At 56.3% G+C, this 16,379-nt stretch carries 11 protein-coding genes; 9 read left to right on the plus strand and 2 right to left on the minus strand.

All coding sequences use genetic code 11. From position 1 onward, the window contains the following. Positions 1-60: 60 nt before the first annotated feature. Complete coding sequence (locus tag AU11_RS17245) at positions 61-1,008, minus strand: outer membrane protein assembly factor BamD (protein ID WP_051687413.1); 948 nt, start codon at positions 1,006-1,008, stop codon at positions 61-63. 166 nt (positions 1,009-1,174) lie between these two features. On the opposite strand from AU11_RS17245, the gene rluD reads away from it, so the two are divergent. From rluD to AU11_RS17270, 5 genes are all read left to right on the plus strand, one after another. Then, positions 1,175-2,140, plus strand: a complete 966-nt coding sequence (gene rluD, locus AU11_RS17250) for a 23S rRNA pseudouridine(1911/1915/1917) synthase RluD (protein WP_043320870.1) — start codon at positions 1,175-1,177, stop codon at positions 2,138-2,140. 43 nt (positions 2,141-2,183) lie between these two features. After that, positions 2,184-2,945, plus strand: coding sequence for a peptidoglycan editing factor PgeF (gene pgeF, locus AU11_RS17255; RefSeq protein WP_043320873.1), 762 nt, complete (start codon positions 2,184-2,186; stop codon positions 2,943-2,945). Between the two features lie 287 nt (positions 2,946-3,232). Then, the gene (gene clpB / locus AU11_RS17260; protein WP_043320875.1) at positions 3,233-5,839 is read left to right on the plus strand and encodes an ATP-dependent chaperone ClpB; all 2,607 of its coding nucleotides are present in this window, start codon (positions 3,233-3,235) and stop codon (positions 5,837-5,839) included. Between the two features lie 110 nt (positions 5,840-5,949). Next, complete coding sequence (locus AU11_RS17265) at positions 5,950-7,143, plus strand: efflux RND transporter periplasmic adaptor subunit (RefSeq protein ID WP_043320877.1); 1,194 nt, start codon at positions 5,950-5,952, stop codon at positions 7,141-7,143. A 29-nt stretch (positions 7,144-7,172) separates the two neighbouring features. Further along, entirely contained in the window at positions 7,173-10,268 is a 3,096-nt protein-coding gene (locus tag AU11_RS17270; protein WP_043320878.1) for an efflux RND transporter permease subunit, read from the plus strand. Between the two features lie 54 nt (positions 10,269-10,322). On the opposite strand, the gene AU11_RS17275 is transcribed toward AU11_RS17270, so the two are convergent. Continuing rightward, positions 10,323-10,808: a DUF4124 domain-containing protein gene (locus tag AU11_RS17275; protein ID WP_043320880.1), complete on the minus strand. Its 486-nt coding sequence runs from the start codon at positions 10,806-10,808 to the stop codon at positions 10,323-10,325. 530 nt (positions 10,809-11,338) lie between these two features. On the opposite strand from AU11_RS17275, the gene AU11_RS17280 reads away from it, so the two are divergent. The 4 genes from AU11_RS17280 to pssA all read left to right on the plus strand — a co-directional run bounded on the left by AU11_RS17280 (position 11,339) and on the right by pssA (position 15,757). After that, on the plus strand, positions 11,339-13,075 hold the full coding sequence (locus AU11_RS17280; protein ID WP_043320990.1) for an acetolactate synthase 3 large subunit: 1,737 nt from the start codon (positions 11,339-11,341) through the stop codon (positions 13,073-13,075). 15 nt (positions 13,076-13,090) lie between these two features. Next, a complete protein-coding gene (gene ilvN / locus AU11_RS17285; RefSeq protein ID WP_043320882.1) occupies positions 13,091-13,582 on the plus strand; it encodes an acetolactate synthase small subunit in 492 nt (163 codons plus the stop codon). Positions 13,583-13,660: 78 nt separating this feature from the next. After that, a complete protein-coding gene (gene ilvC, locus AU11_RS17290) occupies positions 13,661-14,686 on the plus strand; it encodes a ketol-acid reductoisomerase (protein WP_043320883.1) in 1,026 nt (341 codons plus the stop codon). 126 nt (positions 14,687-14,812) lie between these two features. Next, positions 14,813-15,757, plus strand: a complete 945-nt coding sequence (pssA, locus tag AU11_RS17295) for a CDP-diacylglycerol--serine O-phosphatidyltransferase (protein WP_231492111.1) — start codon at positions 14,813-14,815, stop codon at positions 15,755-15,757. Positions 15,758-16,379 lie beyond the last annotated feature (622 nt).

Below are 16,379 nucleotides of genomic sequence, written 5' to 3' on the forward strand. Positions count from 1 at the left end.
CACAAAAAAGCCCCCGTTACCTGTGTAACGGGGGCTTTTTGACTGGGCAGTGCAGCTAGATCAATTCAGCTCAGGCGGCAGCGGCGCCTGCTCAGGCCGGAACTCTGCATTGTACAGCTCGCGGCTGTCAAACCCTCGGGGGTCCGACTTCTCAAACAGCCCCAGGGTCAGGCGGTGGGCAATATTGCGGCCCTTGGCACCCGCGTAGTACTTGTAGTTGAACGAGCCATCTTCCCGGAAGGCGGGATGATCCGGGTAGTTGGTGCGCAATACCGCGAGGGAGCTGGCCTCAAGCTGAGGCATTTCCAGCAGGTGGTAAGACTGCACCATTACGGCCAGTGCATCCGGCACCGCCGGAGTCTGCTGGAAATTTTCCACCACATAGCGGCCGCGATTGGCAGAGGCCAGATAAGCATTGCGCTTGAAGTAGTAGTTGGCCACGTGAATCTCGTAGCGTGCCAGCAGGTTGCGCAGGTGGATCATGCGCTTTTGTGCATCCGGCGCATAGCGGCTCTCCGGATAGCGCGCCATCAGCTGTGCGAAGTAGGCAAAGGATTCCCGTGCCGAGCCCGGGTCACGGCGGGTCATGTCCGTCGGCAGGAAGCGTTCAAACAGGCCGCTGCCCTCGGTGAAGGAGGCCAGGCCCTTCATATAGTAGGCGTAGTCTACATTGCGGTGCTGTGGATGCAGGCGGATAAAGCGGTCCGCAGCGGAGATGGCGGCATCGTTCTGATAGTCGCGATAATAGGCGTAAATAAGCTCCAGTTGCGCCTGTTCTGCGTAGTTGCCGAAGGGGAAGTTGTCTTCCAGGGCGCGCAGGTTCTTGATCGCCAGCTCCCACTGGCTGGATTTGAGCTGCCGCTGAGCGGCTTCGTAGAAGGCCTGTTCGGTACGGTTACCGGTGGGCAGACCTTCCTCTTCTTCGTCTGTGCTGGCACATGAGGCCACCAGGACGGCCAAAAACGCGACACACAGGGTTTTCCAGGACTGTCTGTTCCAAGACCGCATTGCCCCTCGCTCTATCATTATTCGTCTCAACCTTATTAAACTAGCCGCCCAAAATCCACCGGGGGCCGAAGGGCAGCTATTTAACCACAGCGCCCCGCCAGCCCAAAGTACAAGCAGCCTGCTGGCAACCACATTTATTGCGTTACAGGACACTAGACCCTCTCGGATGAGCAATCAAATACAACTCGAAATTGAAGTGCCCGCGGAGTACGCCGGGCACAGGTTTGACCAGATCGCAGCGGATTTGATCCCTGATTATTCCCGCGCGCGCCTGCAAACCTGGATAAAAGGCGGCCAACTCACTGTAGATGGCCGTACCGCCAAGCCTAAAGATAAGCTGTTTGGCGGTGAACTGCTGGTTCTGAACGCAGAATTGGAGCCTCAGGGGGAGTGGTTGGCACAAGAGATGCCCCTGGATATCGTTTACGAGGATGCGGCCATCCTGGTAATCAACAAGCCCGCGGGTCTGGTGGTACACCCCGCAGCAGGCAATCCCGATGGCACTCTGCTGAACGGCTTGCTGGCTCATTGCAGCGGCCAGAAGAATATTCCCCGTGCCGGTATCGTGCACCGGCTGGATAAGGACACCAGCGGCTTAATGGTGGTCGCCAAGACATTGCAGGCGCAGACCGATCTGGTGGACCAGCTCAAGGAGCGCAGCGTACGCCGCCTGTACGACGCGGTCGTGCAGGGCACCCTGAGTGGCGGCGGTACCGTGGATGCGCCCATGGGGCGCCATAAAACCCATCGCCTGAAAATGGCCGTATTGCCCAACGCAGGTATGGGGGGGGCAAAGGAAGCGATTACTCACTATCGTCTACAGGAACGCTTTCGCGCGCACACTCTGGTGCGCTGTCAGCTGGAAACCGGTCGTACCCATCAGATCCGGGTGCATATGGCACATATCCGCCACCCACTGGTGGGGGATCCGCTATATGGGGGGCGCAGCAAGTTGCCTGCAGGGGCCGGGCAGGCACTGATCCAAGCCTTACAACAGTTCCCGCGACAGGCATTGCATGCTGCAGAACTGGCGCTCTTACACCCGGCAACCGGCGAGGTGATGCACTGGCAGGCGCCAATGCCGGACGATATGCTGCAGCTGCTTGAATTGCTCCGCGCGGATAATTTCTGAGCTCAAAGTGCAACCCTATTCTTCAACGCACAGGATTCTCTTGATGTCAGCCGATCATTACCTCAAACCCGACTGGCCTGCACCTGCCAATGTGCACGCCGCTGTCACGCTGCGTCATGGCGGGCACAGTGAAGGGGAGTACACCGGGTTCAATCTCGGAGATCATGTGGGCGACCTTCCCGAGGCGGTCGCGGCAAATCGGGATCAGCTACAGCGGGAATTGAGCTTGCCAAACAACCCCCAATGGTTGGAGCAGATTCACAGCGATAAGGCGGTTGTTGCCCGCGCGGATGGCAAAGTTCTGACTGCGGACGCCAGTTTTACCCGTGAGCCCGGCATCGTATGTGCGGTGCTGACCGCCGATTGCCTGCCGCTGTTGATCTGTAATCGCGATGGCACTGAAGTGGCCGCCATTCATGCGGGCTGGCGGGGACTCGCCGGCGGGATTATTCGCGAAACCATAGACGCTATGCAAAGCGACCCCCGGGACCTGCTGGTCTGGCTCGGCCCAGCCATCGGGCCGGAATCATTTGAGTGCGGGGTGGATGTGCTGGAGGCGGCCTTCGAATCCGCCTTGAGCGAATCTCACGCCGAAGCCATCGCCCAGTGCTTTGTGCCCCACAGCAAAAAGCCATTGCACTTTCTGGCAGATATTTACGCACTGGGGCGCATCGAGCTGGCTGAACTGGGTGTCGCGGAAGTTTTTGGCGGAGACCGCTGTACGGTGACTGAGCCGAGCGAGTTCTTTTCCTACCGCCGCGATGGTAATACCGGTCGCATGGCTTCTCTTATTTGGTTTGAGTAGGTAACTTTTTGGTGGATGCGCTGCGCTTACCTACCATACCGTATTCCTGATCTCAGCGTCATTCCGGGCTTGACCCTGAATCCAGCACTACGAAGCTGGATGCCGGATCAAGTCCGGCATGACGTAAATTCTATTTATCCCATTACTGCCCCCCTTTAAAACCCACCTCCTGCCCGCAAATTACTGATCAGCACTAGACTGTATTCGTCATTGCGTTTCCGCGCGTCGTCATATTACCTGTCGGGCGCGCCGTGTATCAGAAGAGGATCAGGAGAGGGTATCAGCATATGCGCATCGACCGGATGACCAACCCACTGCAGGCCGCCATTGCGGACGCGCAATCCATCGCCGTTGGCCGTGACCATAACCAGATTCTTCCCGAGCACCTCCTTCAGGCCCTATTGGACCAGTCAAATGGTAGCGCCACGGCATTTTTGAACCAGGCAGGATTCAATATCAACGGCCTGCGAAATGACCTCGCCAAACGCCTGGATAGCCTACCCACCGTGGGTACGCCGACGGGGGACGTCGGTATGTCCCAGGAGCTGATGCGCCTGTTTAATCTGGCGGACAAAAAAGCTCAAAAAAATGGCGACAGTTTTATTGCCAGCGAAACTGTCTTGCTGGCCGCGTTTGATTCCGCTGCTGGTGAAGTGTCGAAAATACTCAATGCCCACGGTGATCTGAAGCACCTCCAGGATGCCATCACCAAAGTGCGTGGTGACGAAAAGGTCAACGACCCACAGGCCGAAGAGGCCCGTCAGGCGCTGGATAAATACACGCTGGATCTGACCGCGCGCGCGGAAGCCGGAAAACTGGATCCGGTCATCGGTCGTGATGACGAAATTCGCCGCACTATTCAGGTTCTGCAGCGTCGCACTAAAAACAATCCGGTATTGATCGGTGAGCCTGGGGTGGGTAAAACCGCCATTGTCGAGGGGCTGGCCCAGCGTATTGTTAACGGTGAGGTTCCGGAAGGGCTGAAAGACAAACGGTTGCTGTCACTGGACCTGGGCGCCCTGCTCGCCGGGGCAAAATTCCGCGGTGAGTTTGAAGAGCGCCTGAAGGCGGTGCTGAACGAACTCTCCAAGCAGGAGGGCCGCGTCATCCTGTTTATCGATGAGCTGCATACCATGGTCGGTGCCGGCAAAGCCGAAGGTGCCATGGATGCGGGCAATATGCTCAAGCCCGCGCTGGCCCGCGGCGAACTGCACTGTGTCGGCGCCACCACTCTGGACGAATACCGCCAGTACATTGAAAAAGACGCCGCCCTGGAGCGTCGCTTTCAAAAGGTGCTGGTGGATGAACCGTCAGAAGAAGACACAATCGCCATTCTGCGCGGACTGAAAGAACGCTACGAAGTCCATCACGGGGTCGATATTACCGACTCTGCGATTATCGCCGCCACCAAGCTCTCTCAGCGCTACATCACCGATCGCCAGTTGCCGGACAAAGCGATCGACCTGATTGATGAGGCCGCCAGCCGCATCCGTATGGAAATTGATTCCAAACCAGAAGAGATGGATAAGCTTGAGCGCCGCCTGATTCAGCTCAAGATCGAACGCGAGGCGGTAAAGAAAGACAAAGATGATGAGGCCGCAAAAAAGCGGCTGGCTAAACTCGAAGAAGACATCGACAAGATCGAGAAAGAGTACGCGGACCTGGAGGAAATCTGGAAGGCGGAAAAGGCCAAACTGGCAGGTAGTGCTGACATCAAAAACAAACTGGAGCAGGCCAAGCTGGATATGGACGCCGCGCGCCGCGCCGGTGACCTGACCCGTATGTCGGAAATTCAGTACGGTGTGATTCCCCAATTGGAACAGCAGTTAAAGCTGGCATCCGACAACAGTGATACCAGTGACAACCAGCTGCTGCGCAATCGGGTTACCGACGAAGAGGTAGCGGAAGTGGTTTCCCGTTGGACCGGAATACCGGTTTCCAAAATGCTCGAAGGTGAGCGGGAGAAACTGCTGCGCATGGAAGAATCTCTGCACGATCGAGTGATCGGTCAGCACGAGGCCGTGGAAGCTGTTTCCAACGCTGTGCGACGCTCGCGCGCGGGGCTCGCCGATCCCAACCGCCCCAACGGCTCCTTCCTGTTCCTCGGCCCCACCGGTGTGGGTAAAACCGAGTTGTGCAAGGCATTGGCACGATTCCTGTTCGACACTGAAGACGCCATGGTGCGAGTGGATATGTCGGAGTTCATGGAGAAGCACTCGGTTGCTCGACTGATCGGCGCCCCTCCCGGCTATGTGGGGTATGAGGAGGGGGGGTATCTCACCGAGGCCGTTCGTCGCAAGCCCTACTCGGTATTGTTGCTGGATGAGGTTGAAAAAGCCCATCCGGACGTGTTCAACATTTTGCTACAGGTACTCGAGGATGGTCGCCTCACCGATGGTCAGGGCCGCACTGTCGACTTCCGCAACACCGTCGTGGTAATGACGTCGAACCTCGGGTCAGACCTGATTCAGAAATACGCCAGCGCCCGGGACGACGATGAAATCGACTCGGAGATTCACTACCGGCAAATGAAAGCCGCGGTAATGGATGTTGTGGGTGATCACTTCCGCCCGGAGTTCATCAACCGTATCGATGAGGTTGTGGTTTTCCACCCCCTGGATCGCGCGGAAGTCCGTTCTATCGCCGAGATACAATTGCAGAATCTGCGCAAGCGTTTGCTCGACCGGGATCTGAAAATGGAAATTTCCGACGAGCTGCTGGGCAAGCTTGCCGATGTGGGCTTTGACCCGGTGTATGGCGCACGGCCACTCAAACGCGCTATCCAGATGTGGATCGAAAACCCCCTGGCCCAGGATGTGCTCTCCGGAAAATTTTCGCCCGGGGATACCATTTACGCGACCTTGGATGAGGATAAAGCGGTTTTTGAAAAGTAGCGAAAAGGTATTTGTGAAAGTGGTGGAATCAGGTAGAAACTTGTGAGACCGGGTTCTGCCGCCGCCACCTACGAGGAATCGAAGTGCTTACGCTCCAATGGAATTGATGTATGACACTGGCAAGGCAGCTCTTTAACCGGCGCATGTTGTGGATGCTGCTGGCCTGCCTTGTGGTGTTTGGCGGTATCTTCGGTTTTAAAATTTTCGGCAACTACATGATGAACCAGTTTATGGACAACATGTCTTTGCCGCCAGCCACAGTCACCTCCACCCGGGTGCAGTCCCAACGCTGGCAAACCCGCTTGAATGCCGTGGGTAGCCTGCGTGCCATCAATGGCGTTGACGTTACCACGCGGGCGCAGGGTGAAGTCAAAGCCATTTACTTTGAGTCCGGTCAAACCGTCGAAAAAGGTAGGCTATTGGCAGAGCTCACTGCCGATCCGGAAACCGCGCAGATTGAAGTACTGGAGGCTGAGCGCCGGCTGGCAGAAAGAGACTTTAAGCGAATATCGCAGCTCTACGAAAAAGGCGTTGCCACCCTGCGTGAACTGGATCAGGCTCAGGCTGCCCTGGATCAGGTGCTGGCGAACCTGCTTGTGCAGCGCGCGACGATCAGCGAGCGTACCATTGTCGCCCCTTTCTCCGGTCAGCTCGGTATCCGACAGGTGGACCTCGGGCAGAATGTCGCGCCCGGTGATGCTGTGGTATCTCTGCAACAACTGCATCCAATCTATGTAGACTTTTCGCTGTCCGAGCAGGATTTTACCCGGGTAAGCGAGGGGCAGAGCGTCGAGCTCACTGCGGCAGCGCTCCCCGCGCAAAAATTTCACGGCCGGATTACCGCAATCGATCCAGCGATTGATCCGAGCAATCGTACCTTCCAATTACAGGCCACGTTGGATAATCCCCAGCGACAATTGCGCCCAGGCATGTTTGCGGACGTTGCGGTACAGCTGGAGAATTTCCGCAATGTTCTGGTGGTGCCCCGTACCGCCATCAGCTATGCGCCGTATGGAAATTCCGTATTTGTGATTCGAAAGTCCAAGGGGAAGCCGGCGACCGGTGGCAGCGACAAGAAAATGATGGGCCGGGGCAATGCAAAACCTGCGGAATGGATCGCGATAAAGCGCTTTGTAAAGACCGGTGAGGAGCGTGGCGACCTGATCGAAATAACCGAGGGTGTAGAAGCCGGCGAACAGGTGGCCACCAGTGGCCTGTTGAAGTTGCGCAATGAAGGTGGGGTAATCATTAACAACGACAATCCACCACCGGAGCAAATCGCTCCGGACCCGGAAAACAGTTAACAGGCGAAGCCTGTCGGCAGGGACGCCGAGTGTATTTTACCGATATCTTCATTCGTAAACCGGTTCTGGCCTGTGTCGTCAGCCTGTTTATATTTCTACTTGGGCTGCGATCAACCTCAGAGCTCAACGTGCGTCAATACCCGGAGCTGGAAAATGCCGTCATCACCATCAGTACGGTGTATGTGGGTGCGGACGCGGATCTGGTGCAGGGGTTTATTACTACACCGCTTGAGCAGGAAATCGCCAGTGCCGATGGCCTGGATTACATAGTATCCACCAGTATCCAGGGTATTTCCGTTATTCAGGCTTATGTGCGGCTTGACTACGATCCCAGTGAAGTTCTTACCCAGGTTGCCGCGAAGGTAAACAAGTTGCGAGATGAGCTTCCGGATGAGTCGGAAGATCCGACGGTCGATCTTGCCGTTGGCGAAACCATCGCCGCCATGTACCTGTCCTTCTCATCGGAAATTCTGGATAACAACCAGATCACTGATTACATAACCCGTGTGGTCCAGCCCAAATTATCTACGGTTGCCGGGGTACAGCGGGCGGCCCTACTGGGCAACCGAACCTTTGCCATGCGCATCTGGCTCAAGCCGGCGGAAATGGCTGCTCAGGAGGTGACCCCGAGTGATGTCAGTAGTGCTCTGCGTCTGAACAACGTTCTTGCCGCGGTGGGCAGTACCAAGGGAACGCGGGTTGCCATGGATATACGGGCCGATACAGATATCGCCTCCGAGCAGGCATTCCGTCGTCTGGTAGTACGTGCCGATGGTGATCAGCTGGTACGCCTGGAAGACGTTGCGGATGTGGAGTTGGGGTCTGAATCCTATGAGACCTCGGTGACCTTCAATGGGCGCTCGGCAACGTTTGTGGCGGTCGAGGTGGCTCCGGATGCAAACGCTCTGGAAGTGATCGCGAAAGTACGGGACAAGCTGGACAATGAAATTTTTCCGCAATTACCCGAAGGGATGCTGGGAGAGGTTCCCTACGACAGTACCGAGTACATTCAGGACTCCATCAATGAGGTGGTAAAAACCATCGTCGAAGCAGTATTGATCGTTATCGTAGTGATCTATCTGTTTCTTGGCTCTATTCGCAGCGTCATCATTCCCGCGGTGGCAGTGCCGCTCTCCATGGTGGGCGCCTTGTTCCTGATGTTGCTGATGGGGTTCTCCATCAATCTGCTGACCCTGCTGGCAATGGTGCTGGCCATTGGCATCGTAGTGGATGACGCGATTATCGTGCTGGAAAACGTGCACCGCCATATCGAGGACGGAATGGCACCAGAGGATGCGGCATTAAAAGGAGCCCGCGAGCTTGCCTGGCCCATTGTAGCGATGACCACCACGCTGATTGCGGTCTATCTGCCTATTGGGTTTCTTGGTGGCCTCACCGGGACACTGTTTGTCGAGTTCGCCTTTTCCCTCGCGGGTGCGGTGTTGTTGTCGGGTGTGGTTGCACTCACGCTTTCGCCGATGATGGCGGCAAAGGTGCTGCGCGCTGAAGATGGCCAGCGCAGTAATCGCTTCGAAGTCTGGCTGGAAAAACAATTGGGCCGGCTTGAGTCTGCTTATCGGCGGCGACTGCATGGAGCGCTAGATGAGCGGCTGGTGATCCTGGTGTTTGGGTTGATCGTGCTGTGCAGTTGTTACTTCCTGTTTATCACCTCGCCCAGTGAGCTGGAGCCCAAAGAGGATCGAGGTTTTGTGCTGGGTATTGCCAGTGGCGATGCCTACGCCACACTGGATTACATGGAACAGTACACACGCCAGATTAACCAGGTGCGTGACCGCCATCCGGAGGTTGAAAACCTTTTCCTGCTAAACGGTGTTGGTGGTGCCAGCAACAGCCCCAATAGCGCGATTGCCGGTTTTGTGCTGTCGTCCTGGAACAAGCGCGACAAAAATACTCAGGAGATGCAGGAGGTCATAAGTGGTGAGGTGTCTGAGATCGCCGGTCTCAAGGTTGCCACCTTTGTACCGCCGAGTCTGCCCACCGCTGGCGGCACTCTACCGGTGGAGTTTGTGATCGGCACAACGGAGCCCATTTCTACGCTGGCTGGCTTTGCCGATGAAATTATGGAGCGCGCACTGGACAGTCGGCGATTTATTTTTCTCGACGCTGACCTGAAGCTGGATAAGCCGCGGCTGTCGGTAGTAATCGACCGGGATAAGGCGGCATCTATTGGCATCACCATGGCGGATCTGGCGCGGGAGTTGGGGGCAATGATGTCCGGCGCCTACACCAACCGGTTCTCACTGGAGAACCGCAGCTATAAGGTGATTCCGCAGGTGGTACGAGTAGACCGTCTGACCGGTGAGCAGTTGAAGCAGTATTACATTCGCGCTGGCGATGGCAGCCTGGTGCCGCTCTCCACACTGGTACGTCTCGAGGAAACCGTGGAGCCGCAGCAGCTTAAGCGTTTTCAGCAGTTAAATGCGGTCACTATTTCCGGTGTCCCGCGCCCCGGCGTGCCGTTGGGGGAGGCGCTGGGTGTGTTGGAGAGCGCCGCGCAGGAAATTTTGCCACGGGAATATTCCATTGATTACTCAGGGCAGTCGCGGCAGTTTAAAAACGAAGGCTCTGACCTGGTGCTTACCTTCTTTTTTGCACTGGTAGTGATATATCTGGTGCTCGCGGCGCAGTTTGAGTCCTGGCGCGATCCATTGATTATGCTGGTGACTGTGCCGATGAGTGTGTGCGGAGCGATGATTTTTGTCAGCCTCGGGCTTACAACTCTGAATATTTATACGCAGGTGGGGCTGGTTACTCTCATTGGCGTAATTTCCAAGCACGGTATTCTGATCGTGGAGTTCGCCAACCAGTTGCAACTGGAGGGAAAAGGCAAACGGGAGGCGATTGAGCAGGCATCCAGTATCCGTCTGCGCCCGATCCTGATGACGACCGCTTCCCTGGCGCTCGCTATGGTGCCGTTGTTGTTGGCCGCAGGCCCGGGTGGTGGGGCGCGATTCGCGATGGGGTTGGTGGTGGCATCGGGGATGACTATTGGAACCCTGTTTACTCTGTTTGTGGTACCGGCGATGTATTTATTGCTAGGAAGGGACTACGGGAACAACGGCGGCGAACAGATGCGTAGCCAGCAGAGTGGCGCCGCATCGTAAACGCGATTGCCTGGTTGGGCCGTGCTTCAGGCGATCTATCGGCTCCGGGGAGCATCAGCAGTTGTTCTGCAGAACCTGGCGGGTTTGTTGAATACGCTGCTGACGCTCCTCTTCGGGCAGTACCCGGTAGTTGCCGTTGGCGTCCACCTCGCGTACTCGTGCGTGTGAGTTCAGCTCCTGGAGCCGTTGCTGAGCACTTTGGCACCGCTGAGCTCGGGCGGCGACCTCTGCCTCATTGAGTCGCTGCTGTTCCCGTTGCGCATCCTGGCTGGCCTGAGCTGGTGCTGCCTCAGCCATAGCCTCATCGGGCTTGGCTGCAGTGGCAAGTTGCTGATCGGCCACCAGAGCCTGCTGCTCAGTTTGCCACTGGCGGTAGCGTTCCGACTTTGGTGCCTTGACGACCTCCACCTGTTCTTTCTTGGGCGGTTGGGACCCAAAGTGCAACACACCGTTCTCATCCACCCACTTGTAGATGCCATCGGCGTGAGCGGATGCCATCAGACCCAAGGAAAAAGTGAGGGTTGCTATCAGAATGCGCATGAAGAGCCGCCTTTTACTGTGTTGTTTTTACCGGTCATTGGTTCTGCATTGTAACGGGGGGCACTGGGTATCTCGCAACCCAGTTAACAGTTTGTGTGGTGGGGCGTGCTCGGGCGTGGTGTGTATGGCGGCGCAGTTGGCGAATTTGTGATTGACGGCCACGCTCTGGTTGACACTGGCAATTCAAACTGGACAATTTGGACCTCACTCGGCGAAGTAGATGTCACCGCAACACCCCGCGGCCCGCACTCTCTCCCCAGTGGGTTAAGCACCCACTACCTCCTGCCGAGGAGGTCCTCCCCATCTGGAGGCCTTTGGGGCCCGCACCCCGGTTCCGCGACCGGTCGGGTTCCGCGCAGTTTTGGCATTGCCGTGAAGTTATCCTAAAAAACGGGCTAATTCTGCGTTTAAGGCTGATATTTATCACGCTTTTCCTTTAGAATCGCCGTCTGGCTTTCGCGCCACCCGGCTATTCTGTGGTTTGTGGATGATGCGGATCCTAACAAATGGGAATTATTGAGGGGGCTCAAGTGGAATTACTCTCCGGCGGCGATATGTTGGTTCGCGCGCTGCAGGATGAAGGGGTAGAACTGATATTCGGTTACCCCGGCGGTTCGGCGCTGCATATATACGATGCGATCTTTCGTCAGAAGGGCATCAAGCACCTGTTGGTGCGCCACGAACAGGGTGCAACCCACTCTGCAGATGGTTATGCCCGGGCAACCGGCAAGACCGGCGTGGTGCTAGTGACCTCCGGCCCCGGTGCCACCAATGCCATCACCGGTATTGCCACCGCTTATATGGACTCGATTCCGATGGTTGTGATCTCTGGTCAGGTACCATCGGACAAAATCGGTGAAGACGCTTTCCAGGAAACCGACATGGTCGGCTGTTCACGCCCGATCGTGAAGCACAGTTTTCTGGTTAAAAAAGCGGAAGAAATTCCCGAGGTGGTCAAGAAGGCGTTTTATATCGCCTCCACTGGTCGTCCCGGCCCGGTGGTAATTGATATTCCCAAGGATGTAACCAACCCGGTTGACCGTTACCCTTACGCCTATCCGGAAAAGCTGCGCATGCGCTCTTATACCCCTGCGGGCAAAGGTCATACCGGTCAGATTCGCAAGGCGGTAGCACTATTGCTGTCTGCCAAGCGCCCGGTCATCTATGCCGGTGGTGGCGTGGTGCAGGGGGATGGTTCTGAGCTGCTGACCGAACTGGCGCAGCGGTTGAATTTCCCGGTGACCAACACTCTGATGGGGTTGGGCGCCTACCCGGGAACCGATAAACGGTTCCTTGGCATGCTGGGTATGCACGGTACATTTGAGGCCAACACCGCGATGCATCATGCGGATGTGATTCTTGCGGTGGGTGCGCGCTTCGATGATCGTGTCACCAATACGCCCAATAAATTCTGCCCGGGTGCCAAGGTGATCCATATCGACGTGGATCCCGCCTCCATTTCCAAAACCATCACCGCCGATGTGCCGATCGTTGGTACCGTCCAGTCGGTGCTGAAAGAAATGCTGGAAATGCTCAAAGCATCAAAGGAGATGCCGGATCAGTCCGCGATTGTGGACTGGTGGCGGCAGATCGACGACTGGCGAGAGCGCCATGGGCTTTATACGGCGCCGCGCTATCGGACAGATGGCGATATGCTGATGCCGCAGGAAGTGATCAGTGCGGTGCATCAGATTACCAATGGGGATGCCTACGTTACTTCCGATGTGGGCCAGCACCAGATGTTCGCCGCTCAGTACTACCTGTTCGACAAGCCCCGTCGCTGGATCAACTCCGGTGGGCTCGGCACCATGGGCTTTGGCCTGCCGGCGGCACTGGGGGTGAAGGCGGCACATCCGGATGCGGAGGTCGTCTGCGTGACCGGGGAAGGCAGTATCCAGATGTGTATTCAGGAGCTGTCTACAGCAACCCAGTACAACCTTCCGGTAAAAATCCTGTGTCTGAATAACCAGGCCCTGGGTATGGTCAAGCAGTGGCAGGAAATGCAGTACGAGGGGCGTCTGTCCAACAGCGTGTATGAAGAGTCCCTGCCGGACTTTATCAAGCTGGCGGAAGCCTACGGGCACCTTGGAATGAAGATCGAGCATCGCGACGAGCTCCACGGCAAGTTGGCCGAGGCTTTCGCGATCAAAGATCGCACCGTGTTTATCGATGTTTATGTCGACCCGTCTGAGCACGTCTACCCCATGCAGGTCATGCCAAATGGCTCCATGCGGGATATGTGGCTCAGCAAGACGGAACGGACATAAAGGGAGGTAAACAGGATGCGCAGAATCATTTCAGTTCTGATGGAGAACGAACCCGGTGCACTGTCGCGGGTGGTTGGCCTGTTTTCCCAGCGAGGCTACAACATTGAGAGCCTGACGGTAGCGCCAACCGAGGATGCGACCCTGTCGCGTCTTACCCTGACAACTATCGGGGATGACCACAAGATTGAACAGATCACCAAGAATCTGAACAAGTTGATCGATGTGGTAAAGCTGGTGGATCTGACAGAAGGATCCCACATTGAGCGCGAGCTTCTGCTGGTAAAGGTCCGTGCGACCGGTGCGCAGCGCGATGAAGTCAAGCGCAGCGTGGATATATTTCGCGGCCAGATAGTTGATGTCACCAGCAACATGTACACGGTACAGGTGTCAGGTACCAGTGAAAAACTCGACGCTTTCCTACAGGCGCTGGGCGAACACACCATTATGGAAGTGGTCCGTTCCGGGGTGAGCGGGATTGCCCGCGGTGAGAAAATTCTCAGTATTTGAGCGTCAAATTTTGAAACAGGAATTTCCCGGGTCCGATCCCGGGTTGAAATTCAACGCACACTAAGCAGGAAGTAAGTTATGCAAGTTTACTACGATAAAGATTGTGACCTCTCTTTGATCAAGTCCAAGACTGTAGCCATCATCGGTTACGGCTCCCAGGGCCACGCCCATGCCAATAACCTGAAGGACTCTGGTGTGAGCAACGTTGTGGTTGGTCTGCGTAAAGGTTCCGCCTCTTGGGCAAAAGCAGAGAAGGCGGGCCTGCGTGTAGCGGAAGTTGCCGACGCGGTGAAAGATGCTGATGTGGTGATGATCCTGACTCCGGACGAATACCAGGCTGGCGTATACCGGGAGCAGGTGGCGCCGAACCTGAAGGCCGGTGCTGCCCTGGCATTCGCCCACGGCTTCAACGTGCACTTCGAGCTGATCGAGCCGCCGAAAGATGTTGACGTCATCATGATCGCCCCGAAAGGCCCGGGCCACACTGTGCGCTCTACCTACCTGGAAGGCGGCGGCGTTCCGACTCTGATCGCGATCTACCAGAACGCTTCCGGTAGCGCCAAAGAGCTGGCTCTGTCCTACGCTTCTGCAAACGGCGGTGGTCGCTCCGGCATTATCGAAACCAACTTCCGCGAAGAGACCGAGACCGACCTGTTCGGTGAGCAGGCGGTACTGTGTGGTGGTGTATCCGCGCTGGTGCAGGCGGGCTTCGAAACCCTCACCGAAGCGGGCTACGCGCCGGAAATGGCGTACTTCGAGTGTCTGCACGAACTGAAGCTGATCGTCGACCTGATGTATCAGGGTGGTATCGCGGACATGCGCTACTCTATCTCCAACACGGCAGAGTACGGTGACTACGTAACCGGCCCGCGCATTGTGACCGAAGAGACCAAGGCGGAAATGAAGCGTGTACTGAAAGATATTCAGACCGGTAAGTTCGCCAAAGACTTCATGCTGGAGTCCCTCGCCGGCCAGCCGCGCCTGAAAGCGGAGCGTCGTATTGGCGGTGAGCACCCGATCGAAGAAGTGGGTGCCAAGCTGCGTTCCATGATGCCCTGGATCAAGGCGAACAAAATCATCGACAAGACCGAAGGCAACAGTTAATTCCATCGATTAGCAGCTTTCGATCACAAAGCGGCGGGACTTCGCGGTCCCGCCGCTTTTTTTTTGCCGCTCCGTCACTGTACACTGCCAGGGAGATAATCAAGTTGTGCTTTTAAGGAAGCCTGTATGAGCGATAACAGGGACACTCAGCCCAAAGGGTTGGGATCCGATGAAGAAATCCGCCTGCCAGTCGATGAGCATGTGGAGGAAGAGGTTTCGCCCAATGGTAAAAAGGTACGCGCAAAAGGCGTTTATCTGTTGCCTAACCTGATCACCACTGGCGCCCTGTTCAGTGGTTTCTACGCCATCATTGCCGGAATGGGCGGCAATTTTGAGGCGGCCGCCATTGCGATATTTGCGGCGATGATTCTCGACGGGCTGGACGGTCGCGTCGCCAGATTGACTGATACCCAGAGTGCTTTTGGGGTGCAGTATGACTCCCTGTCCGACATGGTCTCCTTCGGGTTGGCACCTGCGCTGGTCGTGTTCAGTTGGGGATTAGGGCCTTTGGGTAAGCTGGGTTGGGCGGCGGCCTTTCTGTATACAGCCTGCGCCGCGCTGCGGCTCGCACGTTTTAACACTCAGGTGGATACGGTTGATAAGGGGGTGTTTATTGGGCTGGCGAGCCCCACAGCAGCAGCGATCGTCGCCAGTATGGTCTGGGCGGGTCACGAAGCGGAAGTGGGAACCGGACTGGCCATTATTGCCGCTCTGGTCACTGCTGCTGCCGGGCTGCTGATGGTGTCCAACTTTCACTATACCAGCTTCAAGAAGCTCGACTTCAAGGGGCGGGTGCCATTTGTGATGATGCTGGCGATTATTTTGATCTTCAGTCTGGTGACTATTGACCCCCCGCGTGTGCTGTTGGTAATTGCGATTATCTATACCTTCTCCGGGCCAGTTCTCTGGGCGTGGGGCGCCTTGAGCGAGCGTCGTAAAATGGCCGTTGCTGATAGCGCCCGGGAATCCGCGCAAAGTGAAGTGGTTTCCGAGGGGCACGATTCTGACGAGGCGACGAATCACGATGTCGCTTCTGTAGAAGGTGCGCCCAAGGAAAACAAGCGGAGCTGATTCTGGTTTACGGTCGGGTGGTGCTTGCGCGCGTCACCTGGCTCGGTCTGCCGATGAGAGGCGGATTGGCCAGTATTTCTTCTTAAATTATTTGGCAGTTCTGCCCTCCCACACTAAGCTCATTAGATCCCTTGCGCAAAAGTGACTGGCTACTTTACTGAGCCCGGGATTTTGTTCGCTCAAATTCATCGGATCCCGTGAATTCTGGGTGGCTGAAAAAATCTTTCACAAAGTGCTTGCGTACGTTGGGGGGCGCCCGTATAGTTCGCGCCCTCGCTGCTTGAGTGGCAACGCAAACGGCGGCGGGACATGGTTTAAGTGTCTGATTTTCATAAGGTTTTCCCTTAATAAGGATTTCAGAAATATCTTGCCAGGCTCGAGGTGATCGCTATAATGTGCGCCACTTCGGCGGGGCTTCAGCTAGTCCTTCAGTACTGAGAATCAAGTCGATCAATCGCCGATTCCCAGTCCTGAAAAAAGCTTTGAAAAAGAGCTTGCCAAACGAGATTGGCGCCATATAATGCGCGTCCTTCTCGGGGTCACCGGAAGGGTGATCGAGGTGTCGGAAAGCGTTGATTTATAACGGTTTCGCGCTTCAAAGAAGTCTGCAAAAAGCACTTGC

It is taken from the genome of Microbulbifer sp. HZ11 (assembly GCF_000708675.1).
Lineage (GTDB): Bacteria > Pseudomonadota > Gammaproteobacteria > Pseudomonadales > Cellvibrionaceae > Microbulbifer.

Bases quoted from the DNA above. Each gene is read 5' to 3' on its own strand.
- pgeF (WP_043320873.1), top strand. From the start codon at position 2,184: ATGTCAGCCGATCATTACCTCAAACCCGACTGGCCTGCACCTGCCAAT.
- pssA (WP_231492111.1), top strand. From the start codon at position 14,813: ATGAGCGATAACAGGGACACTCAGCCCAAAGGGTTGGGATCCGATGAA.
- AU11_RS17275 (WP_043320880.1), bottom strand. From the start codon at position 10,808: ATGCGCATTCTGATAGCAACCCTCACTTTTTCCTTGGGTCTGATGGCA.
- AU11_RS17265 (WP_043320877.1), top strand. From the start codon at position 5,950: ATGACACTGGCAAGGCAGCTCTTTAACCGGCGCATGTTGTGGATGCTG.
- AU11_RS17245 (WP_051687413.1), bottom strand. From the start codon at position 1,008: ATGCGGTCTTGGAACAGACAGTCCTGGAAAACCCTGTGTGTCGCGTTT.
- ilvN (WP_043320882.1), top strand. From the start codon at position 13,091: ATGCGCAGAATCATTTCAGTTCTGATGGAGAACGAACCCGGTGCACTG.
- clpB (WP_043320875.1), top strand. From the start codon at position 3,233: ATGCGCATCGACCGGATGACCAACCCACTGCAGGCCGCCATTGCGGAC.
- rluD (WP_043320870.1), top strand. From the start codon at position 1,175: ATGAGCAATCAAATACAACTCGAAATTGAAGTGCCCGCGGAGTACGCC.
- ilvC (WP_043320883.1), top strand. From the start codon at position 13,661: ATGCAAGTTTACTACGATAAAGATTGTGACCTCTCTTTGATCAAGTCC.